Origin of the sequence: Paenibacillus oceani (assembly GCF_014705615.1) — a bacterium.
In the GTDB taxonomy this organism is placed as follows: domain Bacteria; phylum Bacillota; class Bacilli; order Paenibacillales; family NBRC-103111; genus Paenibacillus_AB; species Paenibacillus_AB oceani.
The window spans coordinates 71,468-87,335 of sequence record NZ_JACXJA010000019.1 but is presented as its reverse complement, the minus strand read 5'-3'; the positions used below and the strand labels follow the sequence as shown (position 1 = coordinate 87,335).

The 15,868-nt window shown below is 52.9% G+C and carries 10 protein-coding genes; 3 read left to right on the top strand and 7 right to left on the bottom strand.

The genetic code is table 11. The features are described from left to right. The first annotated feature begins 187 nt into the window (after positions 1-187). A complete protein-coding gene (locus IDH45_RS15280; protein ID WP_190928986.1) occupies positions 188-1,057 on the top strand; it encodes a metallophosphoesterase in 870 nt (289 codons plus the stop codon). Between the two features lie 337 nt (positions 1,058-1,394). Here IDH45_RS15280 and IDH45_RS15275 read toward each other — a convergent pair whose 3' ends face one another. Next, positions 1,395-2,480, bottom strand: a complete 1,086-nt coding sequence (locus IDH45_RS15275) for a LacI family DNA-binding transcriptional regulator (RefSeq protein WP_190928985.1) — start codon at positions 2,478-2,480, stop codon at positions 1,395-1,397. A gap of 102 nt (positions 2,481-2,582) precedes the next feature. After that, positions 2,583-3,182, bottom strand: coding sequence for a TetR/AcrR family transcriptional regulator (locus tag IDH45_RS15270; protein ID WP_190928984.1), 600 nt, complete (start codon positions 3,180-3,182; stop codon positions 2,583-2,585). A gap of 155 nt (positions 3,183-3,337) precedes the next feature. Here IDH45_RS15270 and IDH45_RS15265 point away from each other — a divergent pair, with 155 nt between their 5' ends. Continuing rightward, positions 3,338-3,907 carry a hypothetical protein gene (locus IDH45_RS15265; protein ID WP_190928983.1) on the top strand — a complete coding sequence of 190 codons (570 nt, stop codon included), beginning with the start codon at positions 3,338-3,340 and terminating at the stop codon, positions 3,905-3,907. Between the two features lie 140 nt (positions 3,908-4,047). Further along, entirely contained in the window at positions 4,048-4,542 is a 495-nt protein-coding gene (locus IDH45_RS34070) for a GNAT family N-acetyltransferase (RefSeq protein ID WP_317891214.1), read from the top strand. A 165-nt stretch (positions 4,543-4,707) separates the two neighbouring features. On the opposite strand, the gene IDH45_RS15255 is transcribed toward IDH45_RS34070, so the two are convergent. The 5 genes from IDH45_RS15255 to IDH45_RS15235 all read right to left on the bottom strand — a co-directional run bounded on the left by IDH45_RS15255 (position 4,708) and on the right by IDH45_RS15235 (position 15,722). Next, the gene (locus IDH45_RS15255; RefSeq protein ID WP_190928981.1) at positions 4,708-6,579 is read right to left on the bottom strand and encodes an RCC1 domain-containing protein; all 1,872 of its coding nucleotides are present in this window, start codon (positions 6,577-6,579) and stop codon (positions 4,708-4,710) included. A 133-nt stretch (positions 6,580-6,712) separates the two neighbouring features. Next, entirely contained in the window at positions 6,713-8,956 is a 2,244-nt protein-coding gene (locus tag IDH45_RS15250) for an S-layer homology domain-containing protein (protein WP_190928980.1), read from the bottom strand. A gap of 331 nt (positions 8,957-9,287) precedes the next feature. Then, positions 9,288-10,244 carry a response regulator gene (locus tag IDH45_RS15245; protein ID WP_223836681.1) on the bottom strand — a complete coding sequence of 319 codons (957 nt, stop codon included), beginning with the start codon at positions 10,242-10,244 and terminating at the stop codon, positions 9,288-9,290. Positions 10,245-10,249: 5 nt separating this feature from the next. Continuing rightward, positions 10,250-13,240, bottom strand: coding sequence for a hybrid sensor histidine kinase/response regulator (locus tag IDH45_RS15240; protein ID WP_190928978.1), 2,991 nt, complete (start codon positions 13,238-13,240; stop codon positions 10,250-10,252). A gap of 352 nt (positions 13,241-13,592) precedes the next feature. After that, complete coding sequence (locus tag IDH45_RS15235; protein ID WP_190928977.1) at positions 13,593-15,722, bottom strand: hypothetical protein; 2,130 nt, start codon at positions 15,720-15,722, stop codon at positions 13,593-13,595. Between the last annotated feature and the right edge of the window lie 146 nt (positions 15,723-15,868).

The window sequence follows — 15,868 nt, the reverse complement described above, 5'->3', positions numbered from 1 at the left end:
ACATTATGCGGTGTCAACCGGGATTTGACCAGTAATTTCCGTAACTTGTTTCGTATCTATATCGTTATTAGCAGGGGGGGCGTTGCTGTTGAATAGCCGCTCTAGCGGCAATAAGAGAGTACAGCCCATGGTATACTGGAAGAAACATGCAAGGTTACCGATCCTTCTCTTGAAAGCGGGGCTGGTTATGACTTCGGGAAGAAAAAGAAACGGGAAGCGGCTCGTTCTGGCGATCGCGGTAGCGGCCGTCTGCTTATCCGGCTTTATTTATTGGCAGAACAACCACCTCGTGACGACTGCGATCCGCTATGTCCACCCCGGGCTGCCGGATTCCTTTGATGACTTTACCATCGTGCACGTCTCGGATCTGCATAACAAATCGTTCGGCGCCAATCAGAAACGGCTGGTACGGGCCACCGAGCGAGCAAGCCCGGATCTGATCGTTATTACAGGAGACTTGATCGACAGCAAACGGACGGATATCGATGCCGCCATGAATTACATCAAGCAAGCGGCAGCTTTGGCGCCGACGTATTACGTCACAGGCAACCACGAGAAATGGTCCGGCATGTACGCGGAGCTGTCCGAAAGACTGCTCGGGGCCGGCGTTGTCCTCATGGACGATCGTCGTATCGAGCTGGCGAAGGACGGCGGTACGATCGATTTACTCGGCCTGAAAGATCCTGCCTTCACACCGTCCGTCAGCGATCGCGAGCTGGAGCGGAAGCTGGCGGCGCTTCGCCCGAACCAATCGGACTCTCTCACGCTGCTGCTGTCCCACCGGCCGGAGAAGCTCCAGCTGTACGCAAACGCCGGCATCGATCTGGTATTCGCCGGACATGCCCACGGCGGTCAATTCCGGATTCCGTACGTCGGCGGCCTGATCGCTCCCGATCAAGGGCTGTTTCCCCGGTATACGAGCGGCCTTCACACAGAGGGCCACACTTCGATGATCGTAAGCCGTGGGCTCGGGAACAGCATCATTCCGGTAAGAATCTGGAATCGGCCGGAGTTGGTCGTCGTGACGCTTGGAAAAGGGGAGCCGGCTGCTAAATAACTGGCGATGCTGCGAACCAAATCCATAGCCTGCAGGCGTTTACCGCCAGCAGAACGAGCACGGCTGGCGTTAGAGTAACACTGTTGCCTGCCGCAGAAAGCTCCTCGCATCCTTGGGCTGACTTGCGGAAGTTTTACTTCCTTTATTTTTGGAGATATGGCCTTCAAAGAGCACTAGAGGAAGTTTTTGTTCCGTTACTGAAGCAATTGGGAGCCGATTTACCCATTTTCATGAAAATAAAGGAAATAATCGTTCCGCTAACCCCCCACGAGCGGCTGCAAAACCCCAATAAAGGAAGTCAGGCTTCCTCTAACATCCGAGTCACGCCCGATCCCCACTATCCTTGCACGGCGACGATTGCACCTGAATCCGACCTTGCCGACGACAGCCGCTCGACCAGCGTTAGTGGAATCTTCAGCACGCCGCCCGATTGCGGCGGCGGAAAATCCGCCTCACCGTCCGCCGCCAGCTTCGCCTGTTCCCCCAGATGCGTCAGCATCCAGCGGAATGAAATGTCCGCATGCAACTCGTACGGGATGCTGAAGGAAGACAAGCCGGGGTACGAATGCTCGGCAATAAACTCGTTATTGATGCCTACCACCTTAAACCGCCCGGGCACCGCATAACCGTGCTCCATCAGCCGGTTCAAACAAACGAAAGCCTTCCAGTCGTCAAAGCAGACGACGCCCGCAGGCTCCGCACCGGCGCTTTGTTCCGCCAGCCAGCCGGGGAGCGATTCGGGCGGCAGATCGTCCGCATCGATCATCCCGCTTCGCAGCCCTTCCCCGACTAGCCGCAGCCCATCGCAGAACCCCATCTTCCGCTGCTCGTTCGTCGCAAACGCCTTGCGGTAGCCGTAATAATAAATCGACCGGCATCCTTGGGATCGCAAATGAACGACCGCATCGAGAGTCGCCTGATAAACGTTCAGATTGACGGTGCCGATCGCCATATCCTTCGCCTCGTTCCAGCAATTGAAAAAAAGGATCGGCGTCCCGTCGTTAACAATTTTGCGTACCGAATCCGATGACATCGCCAGCCCATGGCTGAACACCCCGTCCACGCGCCGCTCCAGCAGCTTCTCCAGCAGCCTTCGCTCAATCTTCGAATCCATGTCGGTTGAAAATACCGACAGATGGTAGCCGTAAGCATAAGCCGTCCGTTCCATCTGCTCCGCAAACAAGCCGTAATAGCCGAAGAGGCTCGGCAGCAGCAGGCCGAGCTCGTACGTTTTGCGCTGGCTGAGCGAGGCCGCCATCCCGTTGCGCCGGTAGCCGAGCCTGGCTGCTGCTTCCTCGACTTTCCGGATCGTCTCTTTCGAAAGCGGAACGTTGCGGCGGTTCAGCACATTGGAGACGGTCGCCGTCGATACGCCCGCTTCTTTGGCGACATCAAACACGGTAGCTTGCCGATGCTCCGTCACACGGTCCACTCCCTTTGCGATTCGTTTAAACGTTTAAAACCAAAGTATAAATATCGTCCTTAGCCGTGTCAAGAAAGAGGATGTCGCTTCCAGGAGTGGATTTTATGAACCCCGCCCCTGCCCGACCAGCCCGAAAAAAAACAACTCCATAAGAACATCCATGCTGCGGTGTACGAGCTCCTGATTGCCCGCCTCCCATTGCCGTCCCAGTTCCTTTTTGAACATTGTAAAATACAGGAGGGTCGTCTCCTCGGTCTGATCCTGATGAATGAAGCCTTCCTGCTTGCCCATGGCGACAAATTTTATAAAAAACCGCATCACCTGATTCCCGCTGTAGCTTTCCATCATTTCCGACAGTCCGCCGAGTTCGGAAGACGGGACGTTCAGAAACTCCTCGGATAACATCTTTAAATTTTTGGCCTCCAGCAGCATCAGCTTTTTCGTTTTGTCGGGAAAGGAAAGCCCGGATTGGAGAATATCCTCATACAATTCCAACTGCTTGTCCATCCAATCCATCAGCATATCGGCGTAAAGCCGCTCTTTGGTTCCAAAGTAGTTGTAGATCGTAGCCGGAGAAACGTTTGCCATCTGGGCAATTTCATTCACACTGACCTTCGAAAATCCATGCTTAAAGAAAAGCTGCTGGGAGACGTTGTAGATCTGATCGATTTTTTTCTGTTTCCTTCGTTCGTAACCGTTCATCAACTCCACCTCTCTTGAAGTGTATCCGAAGTTTTAGAGTATTTCAACATAATAAGTATAAAACATTTGTCATTTGAGGTTTTTAAAGTTATAATCACTTTGTAGTCATTTGGTATATAAACTATAAAACTTTATGGAACAGGGAGTGGAAAGACATGAAAACCGTACGGATTCCTTCGTTTTTGCATGATGTTTTTGGGGAGAGACAGCCGCTCGGCTCCATTACCGCTATTCTGCTGTTCGGCGGCTTGCTGACGGTCGTCTTGTATGGGATGTTCCCGGAGATGACGGATCGTCTCCCGCTGTGGCGTTGCATTGTGGCTTTACTGCTGATGTTCGATATATTTGCCGGCTGCCTGGCTAATTTTACGGCTTCCACCAGCAATTATTACGCCGCCCGCCGAACGAATCGGATCGTATTCATCTCGATCCACTTTCATATCGTGGCTGTCGCGTTATTGCTCCAGACCAGCATCTGGCAGTCGGCGGCGGTGTGGGCTTATACGATCGCTGGAACGATTCTGGTTAACGCCATGATCGGCAAACCGTCTCAGCCTTTCGCAGCGGGCTTGCTCTTGTCAGTCGGCTTGGGCTGTATGCCCTTATTGCCCGGATTGCCCCCGTATATGCTGATTGCTTGCAGCCTCTTCATGCTCAAAGTGTTATTCAGCTTCGCCGTCGATCATTATGGAGCAGCCGCAACGAACCGCGGTAAAAAAGCATGAGCGCCTCTTTCCGGATCTCGAAGCTGACGTACGCCGACAAACCTTTATTCGTCGCCCTCGTGAGCAAAGCGTTCGCCCGGGATCCTTTATTCCTCCATGCATTTGGCGATACGTCCGTCGATCGCAAAGCGCGAAGCCGGGTGAACGTTTTTGTCTCCTTTCTTTTTGAAAAAAGCTTTTTGCTCGATGAAGACGTGTGGGGGTATTTTGACGGTGATCGCCTGCTGGGCCTTTATATCGCCGAAAACCCGCAGGAAGGAAAGCTTCCGATCCGACAGATGGTTCAGTTGGCTTGGAGGACAATCCCTCTGCTCTTCCGATTGCCCGGCAAAACATTCGGATTCCTTAATTCTTATATGCGAGTCACCCGTTCCATCGCCCCTTCCTTCCCCCACCGTTATCTGATCCTGATTGGGGTAGAGCCGGAGGCTCGGGGCAGAGGAATCGGCAAAGCCTTGCTGCTGCATCTCTTAGCCGAGGTACAGGCCGACTCCCGGTCGCAAGGCGTTGCGCTGGATACCGAAAACACGGACAATGTAACCTTGTATGAGCGATTTGGATTTACTTTAAACAAGGAAGTACTGGTGTGCGGATTACCCGTGTATAGTATGGCATATATTAAGAAAGGCTCCTAAACGAAGCCTTTGCCACGATGCATGACCCTGCCCATTCCTCTCATGCCCGTCTGGTTTCGTGCTTGTCGAATGATACAGAAAAACCCTTGATATCCAAGGGTTTTTCTGTCCAAATGTCCAATAGGGATCGAACCAATTATGAGCCGCGTTTGGGGCGAAAGTCGATCAGTCCCACAAGGAGCCGTCCCCCCATTGCCCGTAGCTGTTATTTCCCAAAGCTTGCACTCTTCCGCCCGATACTAACCCGATCGTATGGTAGCCTCCACTTGCAAAAGCTACAACTTCGCTTCCGCCTTCTGCGGCCCCTATACCGGTCACCTGTGCCGGCAAATTGCGGTTTGAGGCGGTGCCGTCACCCAACTGGCCGTATTGGTTGCTTCCCCAGTTCCAGAGAGTGCCGTCGTTTTTTTGAACGGTCGTATGGAAGGCTCCAGCCGATATAATTGCAATATCGCCAAGCTCGCCCGAACCCGTTTCGCTGCGGACGCGTACCGGCGTCGCCTGATTTCGGCTCGTGCCGTCGCCAAGCTGTCCGTCTTTGTTATAGCCCCAGCTCCAAACGGTTCCGTCGCCGCTTAACGCTACTGTATGATAGCCGGCCGATATGGCTGCGATACCACCTAATCCCCCTTGTCCGTCAGCCCCGACAACTTGAACCGGACTGGCTTGGTTTTCCGTGGTCCCGTTCCCCAGCGAACCTACCTCGTTATAACCCCAAGTCCATACCGTTCCGTCTGATTTTAAGGCTGCCGTATGATAGGCTCCGGCCGCTACGGCCGCGATCTGACCCAAGCCGCCAGTATTTCCCGGTCCGTGAACCTGAACGGCATAATATTCGTCCTCCGTTGTTCCGACTCCTAGCTGACCCTGGCTGTTGTAGCCCCAAGCCCAGACCGTTCCGTCCGACTTCAGCGCGACGGCATGATAATCTCCCGCCGATATGGCAACGATATGGCTCAAACCGGAATACGGCCCCGTTTTAACTTGAACGGGGGCTGACCGAGAAGTCTTTGTTCCATCACCCAACTGTCCGTAGTCGTTGTTCCCCCAGCTCCATACTGTCCCGTCTTTTTTCAAAGCCAAACTGTAGTAATAGCCGGCTCCGACTTCGCTAATGTCGTTTAACGGCTGATGCGAGACGCTGTCCAAAACGCGGACGGGCGTGCGGCTGGAAGCGGTAGTCCCATTTCCGAGTTGGCCAAACGAATTCAGCCCCCACGCCAGCAGCGTTCCGTCCGAATCGAGCAGCACATTGTGAAAAGTATTTGCAGAGATTTTAGCCGGCTTGTCCTGTTTCTGCCTGCAGGAACAGACGGTAAAGGTTAACCCGGTTCCTTGTTCAAGTTTGCTTCCAAGCACCCCCATGACGCTGCCTGGGGGCAAGTAGACCGAATATGTTACCGAAGGCTCCAGGTCGGTTGCCGGATCGATATAAAGTGCGGCCCCCGACAAATGGGCGGCATACGGTATTGATTGATCGTCACGGCTTAGCCGGATATTCGCATATTGACCGCCCGCAACAACGTCTTGATTAAAGACAAGCTCGATCGTCTGGTTCGGCGCAACGTTCTTCTGATCCTGAACGGGGTTCGAATGGAGCAGCATCGGCGCATGGTTCGGTTCCGTAACGAACTCCAGCCCGAAAGCGTGCGGCAGCGTTTCGCCCGCAAGGCTTGTTATACTCCCCGGGGCGACCGATAACCTATAGGACGTGCCTGATTTTAGTGCCGTTATGGGAAAGATATCCATCACATTCGCGTACACCGACGCCGTGACACTGACCCGGCTGCCGTTCACTTCCTCCAATGTCAGAAACTCGAGCACAGGTTCGTTATGGAGCGCTTGATTAAACACAAGGGTCATATGAGATTCGGTCGAAACACCGCCTGCTTGCATTTCCGGTGTGGAAGCGACGACGGCCAGATCGGGCCCTATGGCCGCAATCTCCCTCGAGACTTGAAACGGAATGAATAATAGTGCAAGCAAGCCGACACTCAGGACCATGGAAAGCTTCCTTCTGTGCTTCAATAGATTCACCGTTGTCAGCCTCCCTTAAACGAATGGATATAGGTCATAACACATTATGTTAAAAAAGTGTGCGGTCTTTGGGACCGGGCCTGACCAATGAGCCCGCTCAAGCATATCGGCCCTTCCGATCCGGATAATCTCGTTATTCCGACGAAAGCTGGCGAATGGACCAGTTTACAGGTCCGACATTAAGAGCAATGTTCATTCCGTCCGCATCATAGTTCAGGTTGATCATATCGCCTGCCATCAGCAAGGCTTCGCCTTCCAACGTAACCGTTCCGCTGCCAAGTACACTCCTCAGAGTTAGGACCAACGCAATGTTGACATTCAAGACCGGCAAATATCCGGATAGCAAGTCTGTACCGTTTTGCTTGATTGTGAATCGGGGATCTATGCCTGCTCCCAAACTTGTGGTAACAGCTGTCACCGTTTGGTAATTTAGAGTGGCCTTGATCGCATATTTTCCTGTTGCGGGAACGATATAGTCACCAGTCGCTTCATTAAATCCTGATGCATCATAATTGGGAGTCGCTACGCTCCATCCGGTTAATTGGCCTGATGCTGACGTGTTCATATTTGTAAGTTTGGCCGAGAAGCCTTCGGCCGCCGTACTTCCGCTGCCCGCATCGCCCTTCGCGGCCAACACCATGTAGTCGGAAGAAACATCCGGATTCCCGGCCGGCGGAGAGTTGATGACCATATAAGTGGCTCCTTGATAGGTGACCACTTGATTTACGGCATAACTACTGGCATTTGCCGAATTATAAATTGCAGTGCCGCTCAAACCGGCACCTGGATCGCCCTTGACTCCAGGAACTCCCTGAATTCCTTGAGGTCCCTGAACTCCTTGAATCCCCTGAATTCCTTGAGCTCCCTGATCACCCTTGGCGGCCAACATGATGTAGTCGGAGGAAACATCCGGATTCCCGGCCGGCGGAGAGTTGGTGACCATATAAGTGGCGCCTTGATAAGTGACCACTTGATTCACGGCATAACTACTGGCATTTGCCGCATTATAAATTGCAGTGCCGCTCAAACCGGCACCTGGATCGCCCTTGACTCCAGGAACTCCCTGAATTCCTTGAGGTCCCTGAACTCCTTGAATCCCCTGAATTCCTTGAGCTCCCTGATCACCCTTGGCGGCCAATACGATGTAGTCGGAGGAAACATCCGGATTCCAGGCCGGCGGAGAGTTGGTGACCATATAAGTGGCGCCTTGATAAGTGATCACTTGATTCACAGCGTAACCACTGGCATTTGCCGCATTATAAATTGCAGTGCCGATCAAGCCGGTGCCTGGATCGCCTTTGTCGCCTTTGTCACCTTTGGCACCCTGAATCCCCTGTGGCCCTGTAGATCCCTGATCCCCCGTGTCTCCCTTATCTCCTCGCTCGCCCTTGTCCCCCTTTTCGCCTTGCTCGCCTTTATCTCCCTTGTCGCCTTGAGACCCCTTCGGGCCTTGAGGACCTGGCAAGCGCGGCAAAGCCTCTTCGGATACGGCGGAGGCTTCCACGAAATAAGCTAACCCATTATTGTGAATAACGAGCACGTTCTCGCCGATGTGAGGCTCGCTTCCTAAACCTTCGGAGCCGTAGATGACGGCATTCGGGCTCAGTGTATACGCTTCGGCCGCTCCACCGCTCGAAATCACTTCGATCTCTTTCGGAGAATAGCCGATCACTTTGCCGCGTATTGCCCGATTGGCCGGTTGTGCCATTAGTTTCTCCGCATTGCCGAGGATCGCCGCCATCTGCGCACGCGTTACCATTGCCTGCGGCTGAAACGTTCCGTCCGGAAATCCGCCTATGATATCCATTTGATAAGCGGCATTGATATACCCTCTGGACTGTGCCGAGATTTCGTTGTCGTCAGCGAAACGGGTCGGGGATGCGGCCAGCGTATCGGCTGTTTGCTGCTCGCCCAAGACGCGAATAACCAGCTTGACAATCCATTCGCGTGAAGCCTGTTCGCGTCCCCAATAACCGGTTTCATTCTCTTCCGAAGCCACAAGAAGCCCGGCGGAAGCGGCAAATTCCGCCCAATCGTCAGCCCACTCATCCGCCTTATGAGGGAACGAGTCATTGCCGTTCGCGTCCGGAACCTGATCATACCCCATGAATCGGAGCGCCATAATGACGGCCTCCTGATGGGAGATAGGGGCTTCCGCATTGAAATTCCCCGCATCGTCGCCTTCCGCAATCCCGAGTGCGGCAATTTTGGTTATGTACTTGTATGCCCATGAATCTGCCGACACATCGGAGAATGATCCGTAGGCCTGTGCAGTTCCCGCGCCACCCGTTACGATAGCAAAACTGAGTGAAAGGACGGACAGCTTTTTGAACATGGAACCCTTAATCCGACTGTTAAATTTGGCTTTTTCTTTCATTATCGTTTGGAACCTCCTACATGATGATAGTTTGCAAAAGTCATTTATCCGTTTGCGATTTTTCCGGCCTCCTCTCGGATGCGAATCTGCCTTTTGGCCGCCGAAATCAGCCAAATCCGAACGACGGATTGTAGGATGGCAAATCACCTCCGGATCATCGCAGCAACGGTTTTTTAAACAAATCGAGCGAGTTAGCACTTCGTCTGCCAACCATGAGATCTCGATTTCATGGAAGTATAAGTCTTCCTTCCTACAGATACTTCGGGACCAACCGACATGTTTCATCATAACAGGACAAACTAATTAATTTCTAACCACATGAAGAACCGGTTTATGTGGAAGCTTCGAAGAACGCACTGCCTTCACTGTAATGCTGATAAAGTCGCACAGTGGATTCCATCGGCCGAATGTCCAATTCGACATGAAGCAAGTTAACAAATTGTGTATAATGGCGGATCATGGCGTACCTGTCGCCCGCTTGGGCATAAGCCGTCAACAAAGTCTCATTAAGATCGTCCGGGAACGGATTCACTTGCAGCGCACGCTGCAAGCAAGAAATCGCTTGATTCGGCAAGAGCTGGTAGCCGTCGGTGCCGGATTCCAAAGTTTCGCGGCAGCCGAACCTCTTCATCAACTTTCTTATATGATGGAAGCAAGTATATAAGTAGGCTGTGCTTTGCTCCGGATCGGCACCGGGCCATAATGCTTCAAGCAACGTTTCCTTCGGTACAAAGGAGTTTCGGTTATGAGTTAAATAGGCCATTAGCTCGCGATCTTTCGTTCTTCTCCATTTGACAGGTTCTCCCTCTCGCCCGTCAACAACCCACCTAAACCGCCCGAAACAATATAATGCCGATTCGCCGGCTTGCTCCTTAAAGGGCAGGGCCACAGCATTTCCTATAACCGCGACTTCGTTTCGGCGGGCCTTTTGCCGCCACAGCAATCGTTCGATCGTCATATCCAGCCTTCCCGGCACGGGGGGCTTGAGCACATAATCAACCGCATTCCTTTCGAATGCTTCGATCGCATACTGTTCAAAAGCCGTGACAAAAATGATATCAATGTCCGGGAAAGCCCCAGTAATGATCTCCGACGCAACCATACCATTGATTCCCGGCATATGAATATCCAGAAATACGGCATCGATGCCTCCCTTGCGAATCGCCTCCATGGCTTCTTCGGCGTCCATAAACGTTCCCGCGACTATCACCCCCTTATAAGTCCCAAGCCGTATTTCCAATAAACGGATAGCCGGTTCCTCGTCGTCAACCAATACAACTCGCAACATAGATGTCAGTTGCTCCTTTCCGGGATGCGCAAGGTGACCGAGGTTCCTTGCCCCGCGCGACTTGCGATTTCCAGGCCTTGACCGTACATATTCAGCAAGCGTCTTTCAATGTTGAGGAGACCTACTCCGCCAAGATCGATTCTTTGCTCCTTCAGCATAGCCAACTTTTCCTGCGGCATGCCCGGACCATCGTCGGTCACGATAACTTCGATATGATCCGGGCAGCTCTTGATCGAAACCTTGACGGTACCGCCCCTCGCCTGACCCATGGCCCCGTGCCTGACGGCATTCTCCACGATAGGCTGAATTACGAGCGGGGGGACGAGAGTACCAGTATCTGCTTCCATATTCAGCACCGTTTCGAGGCGGTTGCCGAATCGGGCATGCTCGATTTTTAAGTAGGATTCTATTAGCTGAAGCTCCTTGCGAAGTGGGACAAGTTTCTCGCGATTATGAAAGTCAAAGCTGTTCCGCAAATATTCGCTCAGACTGCCGAGCAGTTCTTGAGCTTTATCGACATCCGTATAACTGACGGACATGATCGTCGTAAGGGCGTTGAACAAAAAGTGCGGCTTGATCTGGGCCTGCAGAAAGGCCATTTCGGAATGGACCATTTCGGCCGCGGATGTTTTGAGTTCCAGCAGCGTCCGGATGCGCGCTTTCAGTTCGCCGGATTCCACCGGCTTGCTTACAAAATCGTTGACCCCGGCTTGAAAAGCGGTCAAAATATCCTCCGACTGATTTCGTGCCGTTAGCAGCAGTACAGGCAATTCGGATAACGAAAAACGTTCGCGGATGCTTCGGCAAACTTCGTATCCGGACTTGCCGGGCATCATCAAGTCAATAACCGCGAGATCAAATCGTCGGCGCTGCAGTGCATCAATCGCTTCGATCCCGTCGCTTGCGGCGACGACCGAACAATTGCCGTCCGAAAGGAGGCTAATCAGCACCTGCCGGTTGACAGGGTCGTCATCCGCAACAAGTATCGTGTATTCGCTCTCCCTTTCCAGCGGTATCGAATCACGTTTAGAGTTTGCGGGTTCTGCAGCCATGTCGGAGCTGACGGACAGCTCCGACATGGCCCTTAGCCGATCACCGGCAAGGGGTGGAAGAGGGGAGTTCAGGCGAGGACGCGTCCCGGCCATTGCCGGAACGGTGAAAGTAAAGACCGATCCGATGCCCTCGACCGATTCCACGCCAAGCTTCCCGCCATGCAGCTCGACAAGCCTTTTGGTAATACTGAGTCCTAGGCCCGTACCTCCATATTCCGCTGCAATTGCTTTGCCTGTTTGCTCGAACGATTCAAAAATAATGCCCCTCATGTTCTGGGGGATTCCGATGCCGGTATCGCGGACGGAAATTTCAATCCAGCCGTCCTGCTCCCGGGCGCTAACTCCGATCTCGCCTTCCGAAGTAAACTTGACCGCATTGCCGATCAAATTATACAAAATCTGCGTCAGTCTATCTTCATCGGCATCCGCGTCTGGCAGATCTTTCGGTAATTGATCGACAAATACGACTGGCTTCCCTCCGGCAAGGTGACGAAACATGTCCAGTACAACGCTTACGAGAGGCTGCAATCCGACCGCTTTTCGCCTTAGAGCTATTTCTTTGTTTTTCAGTTTGGACCAATCGAGAATATCGTTAATGAGATGGGACAACCTCCGCGAAACCGATACGACTGTTTTCAAATTTTCCGCTTCCGCCAACGTTAGCCGATCCGAAGCTTTGTCCAGAACCGATTGCGATAAATTCATTACACCGTGGATTGGCGTTTTCAGCTCATGGGAAGTATTAGCCAGAAATTCATCCTTGAGCTTGTCCACGGATACGAGTTTGGCCGACATCGTTTCAATGGTCCGGTAAGCGTTTGAAAATCGCCGGGCCAATTCCGCGGCTTCAATAAAAATGAGCAAAAACATGCCAAACGGAACCATCTGATTGTCGATCCATTGAATCAGGTTTGCGTTGTACAAAATATCGTGGATCATCGTCAGTATAAACAACAACACGCCAACCAGTTGCAGCAGGGCCCCTTCGCGCTTCCGTCCGACCGCCAGGACGATGCCGGAAATGAAATATAAGCAGCAGAGGAAAGCGAAATAATGGAAGAAGACGATCCATTGCGTATAGACCTCTGCCGGAAAAACGAAGGCGCCAAGCAGAAAAGCGCCAGCAATCCCGATAACCGCATTAACATATCGCCACCGAAACTCCAGAGGGTATAACTCGCGAATAAATAGAGCTGTTAACAGGACCCCGCCATAATAGGTCAGATACTCAAGCGAAATAAGGAGACGGACCGGAATATCCGGGAACGGAAACGTGATATAAAGCTCGTCTACCACCAGCATCCGAAGCACAACAAAGAGACAGCAAATGCTGAAATAGAGAGCCGAGCGGTTCGTCCGCCGGAACAGATAGATAACGAAATGGTAGATGCCGATCATAAATGCGCTGCCTAAAACGATCATGTCCATTCCGTATTCTCCCCGGTTCAAAATGGCGATCTGCCGATCCGTACCGAGTTCCAGCTCGTACCACATCCCGCCGCGGGCGTACAAAAAGTTGGAAATTTGAACGATGATGTCAAACTCAGCGGCAGATGGTTGAAAGACGACGGTTTGCGGCGCATAATCCGCTTCAGCCCAAAGGCTTGTTTCGGCGACTTGACCGCCAACGGCAACCGTTTCTCCGTCGATCATGACCCGATATGCCGTCGATAAGGTGGGAATATTCAGTGCCATCTCTTTCGGCGCCTCTCTCAGTTTGACCTGAAGCCGATAAGTGGCGTATCCGTAGCCGGGGAGCGATTTTTCGTTTATTTTGTAGTTGTTCCACACATTCGGAACGGCAAAATAACCGTCCGGCTTCGCTGAAGAACCGCCATCCGCCACATCGCGATCGTAAAGTAATCGATTCCAATAAAAAGCCCAGTCTCCCGACAGTTTCACCGTCCCGTCCCGATCTTCGTCCCAGTCAGTCAAATCCAGCACACCCTCCGAGATTTTCGGTATTGGCCCGGACGGTTTCAGTTTGGTCGACGGATACACGATTGCGGCTAAAGCCGTAATCGTAAAAAGTAAAATAAGGGCAGGCAGCAACAATCGCTTATATCTATACCTTGTTCCGGTAGTTCTCATTCTGATCCTTTCATTAAATCTTCTCCCTTATTTCTATACTCATTTTATTTTCTCATTTTCGGCATAATCCGACAATCCCTAATAATTCGCTGAATCATAACATCCCATTCCAAAATCGATGTGTACCTCCAATATCACAAACAAGCCGCTAAATCCCCGTAAAGAGACATAGCGGCCCGCATTCATTCAACCATTAATCAATGACTCAAGAACTAGCGAACATACTACTGTTCCCTAACCCCTCACGATAATTAGGCAGTTCATGCTCAAGCACCCTCCGCACCTGGGCGATCTTCCAGCGCAGATGTTCCGGATCGGTCATATACTCCATGCTCGGCTCCCAGCCGAGACGCGAATCGGCTTCCACGAGCGGGATCGTCGCCTCCGCGTTGGCAATCTCCTGCAGCGCTACTTGCTCCAGCTGTTCCAGCAACACCGCCGTTTGCGCCTGATCCGTGTTGTTCAGCAGCTGATGCCGCAGCTTCCACCACACCTTCGTGTGAATGCCGGTCAAGACGGTGCGGTGAATAAACCGGTTCAAGTTCAGCAGCAGCATGCCTTCCTCCCGCTTCCGCGGCGGAGTTTGCTCCAGCGCCCGTTCGATGCTCGCGTTGCCTTGCTCCCACAGCGAGGCCATCTGCTGCAAGCTTCGGATCTCCGTATCGACCCGTTTATAGGACTCGAGCTCGTTTCCCTGCCCATAATTCGGAGCGATAATCTGATTGCCGAAATGGGCGTACCAGGCCGCCGGAATTTCTACCTTTTCGCGAAAAACAAGCGGATAGGACGGACCGATCCGAAACGGACCGTACTGGTCGTAATTGCTCGGAATAATATGCCGAATTCCCTCGCTCCAGTGCCTCCAGGCTTCCAGCACAAGCGGCACCGCCTGTTCGCTGAAGTCGCGCCGGGCCACGGCCGCAAACGTCTCCTCCTGCAAAGGGGACGGGCTCCAGTACGCCCATTTGGTCAGATCGCTGACGAAAGAAGGCCACCAGCCGAAATGATGCGACTCCATAAGTCCCGCTAGTCCCCAGTCCCGTCTCGACCGCAGCAAGCCCGCATGTCGGCGCGCCCATTGGTACGGGATCGGCTCATACGGAATAACTCCGATATCCCAGGTAAGCCCTCCGGTATTCGCCATCGTATACAGACGGATTCCCCGGTCATGCGCCGCTTTGGCTTCGCTGGCAAAATATTTGCCCGGCCCTTCGAAGGAAGCCGTATAATCCGCACAGCGGAACGTCACTCCATCTTTTTCATACACTTCGAACATCTCAAACGTAGCCATCAGCGTAATATCCGTCGGCAGCGATTCGATCAGCTTCAACCGCTGCTCCTCGCCGACGTAGCCCCAATTGTACGTCCAGAACACGATGTCAAGCTCGGGATTGTGCTTGCGGGTAACTTTCTTGATCATCTCCAGCCATTGCGGATAGTCGTAACACGGCCACCAGCCCGGGCTCGGCTTCGTCCGCGGCTTGTCTTTCGGCCATTCCAGCCGGAGCATGCCGGTCGTGTTCGGGTCCTTGCTCGGAAACTCGCACGATTCGCCGACGAAAATAATGCCTTTGAACCGGGAATATTTCTCCAGTATCCGGCCGTAGGTGCTTTCGTAATAGTCGAGCGCGTCCTCGTCCTCCGGGTGTTTGCGGCTGGCCACATAGCTGTACATATACACGTCGAGTCCAAACAGTTCCGCACGATCGATCGTATGATTGAAGTCCTGATAGCCGAACGGCGTCTCGTCGATCCCTTTCACGAACACGAGGATCGCGTCGATGCCGGCATGCGCCATCGCGTTCAGGTGAGCATCCGGGAAATGATCGAGTCCCCATCCCGAATGGATCATCCGCGGGGAAAACAACGGCTCGCGGGTCAGATCCTGGAGACGGACGAACGGCGCCTCGCGCAGATTCATCACATCTTCCAGAAAGTAGCTTCCTTGACCGGTTCCCCGGTCCTCGTTGCCGCAGACGACGATCCGCTCGCGTTCCGCTACGATACGATAACTCCGAGTCTTCGTCAGCGCATGACCGACTCCGGGAAGCTCCGCCTTCGCGGCCAGGACGATCACTTGCTTGCCGGTGGACGCAACCTCTTCGATCCGCTCCACGCGCCGAAGCAATACCGATACGCCCATGCTGGTAAAAAAATAATCCTGCAAATCTTTCGCCACATGCAGCAACTGCGGACTTGCGAACGAAGGGATGACGATCTGCCAGCTCCCGTCAATCTCCAGCTCGTCCTCACCGGGCAACGCTTCCGGATCGCGCCGGTTGGGCTTATGTACCTCTTCCAGTCTTCTGCGGAACTCGTACTGTTTCTCGCTCAAAGGAAACCCCTCCCGAAGGCTATGTTCCATATAATATACACAATACATTATATATAATGACAACGCAATTCTTTTTTGAGACCATCCGGACATCGGGCGGGAGTCGATATCCGGCAGGCTTCACAGCCTCCGCGTGACCTGTCAAT

What these genes read in the sequence shown, in the direction of transcription:
- IDH45_RS15250 (WP_190928980.1), bottom strand. Translation starts at nt 8,956, where the DNA reads ATGAAAGAAAAAGCCAAATTTAACAGTCGGATTAAGGGTTCCATGTTC.
- IDH45_RS15245 (WP_223836681.1), bottom strand. Translation starts at nt 10,244, where the DNA reads ATGTTGCGAGTTGTATTGGTTGACGACGAGGAACCGGCTATCCGTTTA.
- IDH45_RS15280 (WP_190928986.1), top strand. Translation starts at nt 188, where the DNA reads ATGACTTCGGGAAGAAAAAGAAACGGGAAGCGGCTCGTTCTGGCGATC.
- IDH45_RS15265 (WP_190928983.1), top strand. Translation starts at nt 3,338, where the DNA reads ATGAAAACCGTACGGATTCCTTCGTTTTTGCATGATGTTTTTGGGGAG.
- IDH45_RS15270 (WP_190928984.1), bottom strand. Translation starts at nt 3,182, where the DNA reads ATGAACGGTTACGAACGAAGGAAACAGAAAAAAATCGATCAGATCTAC.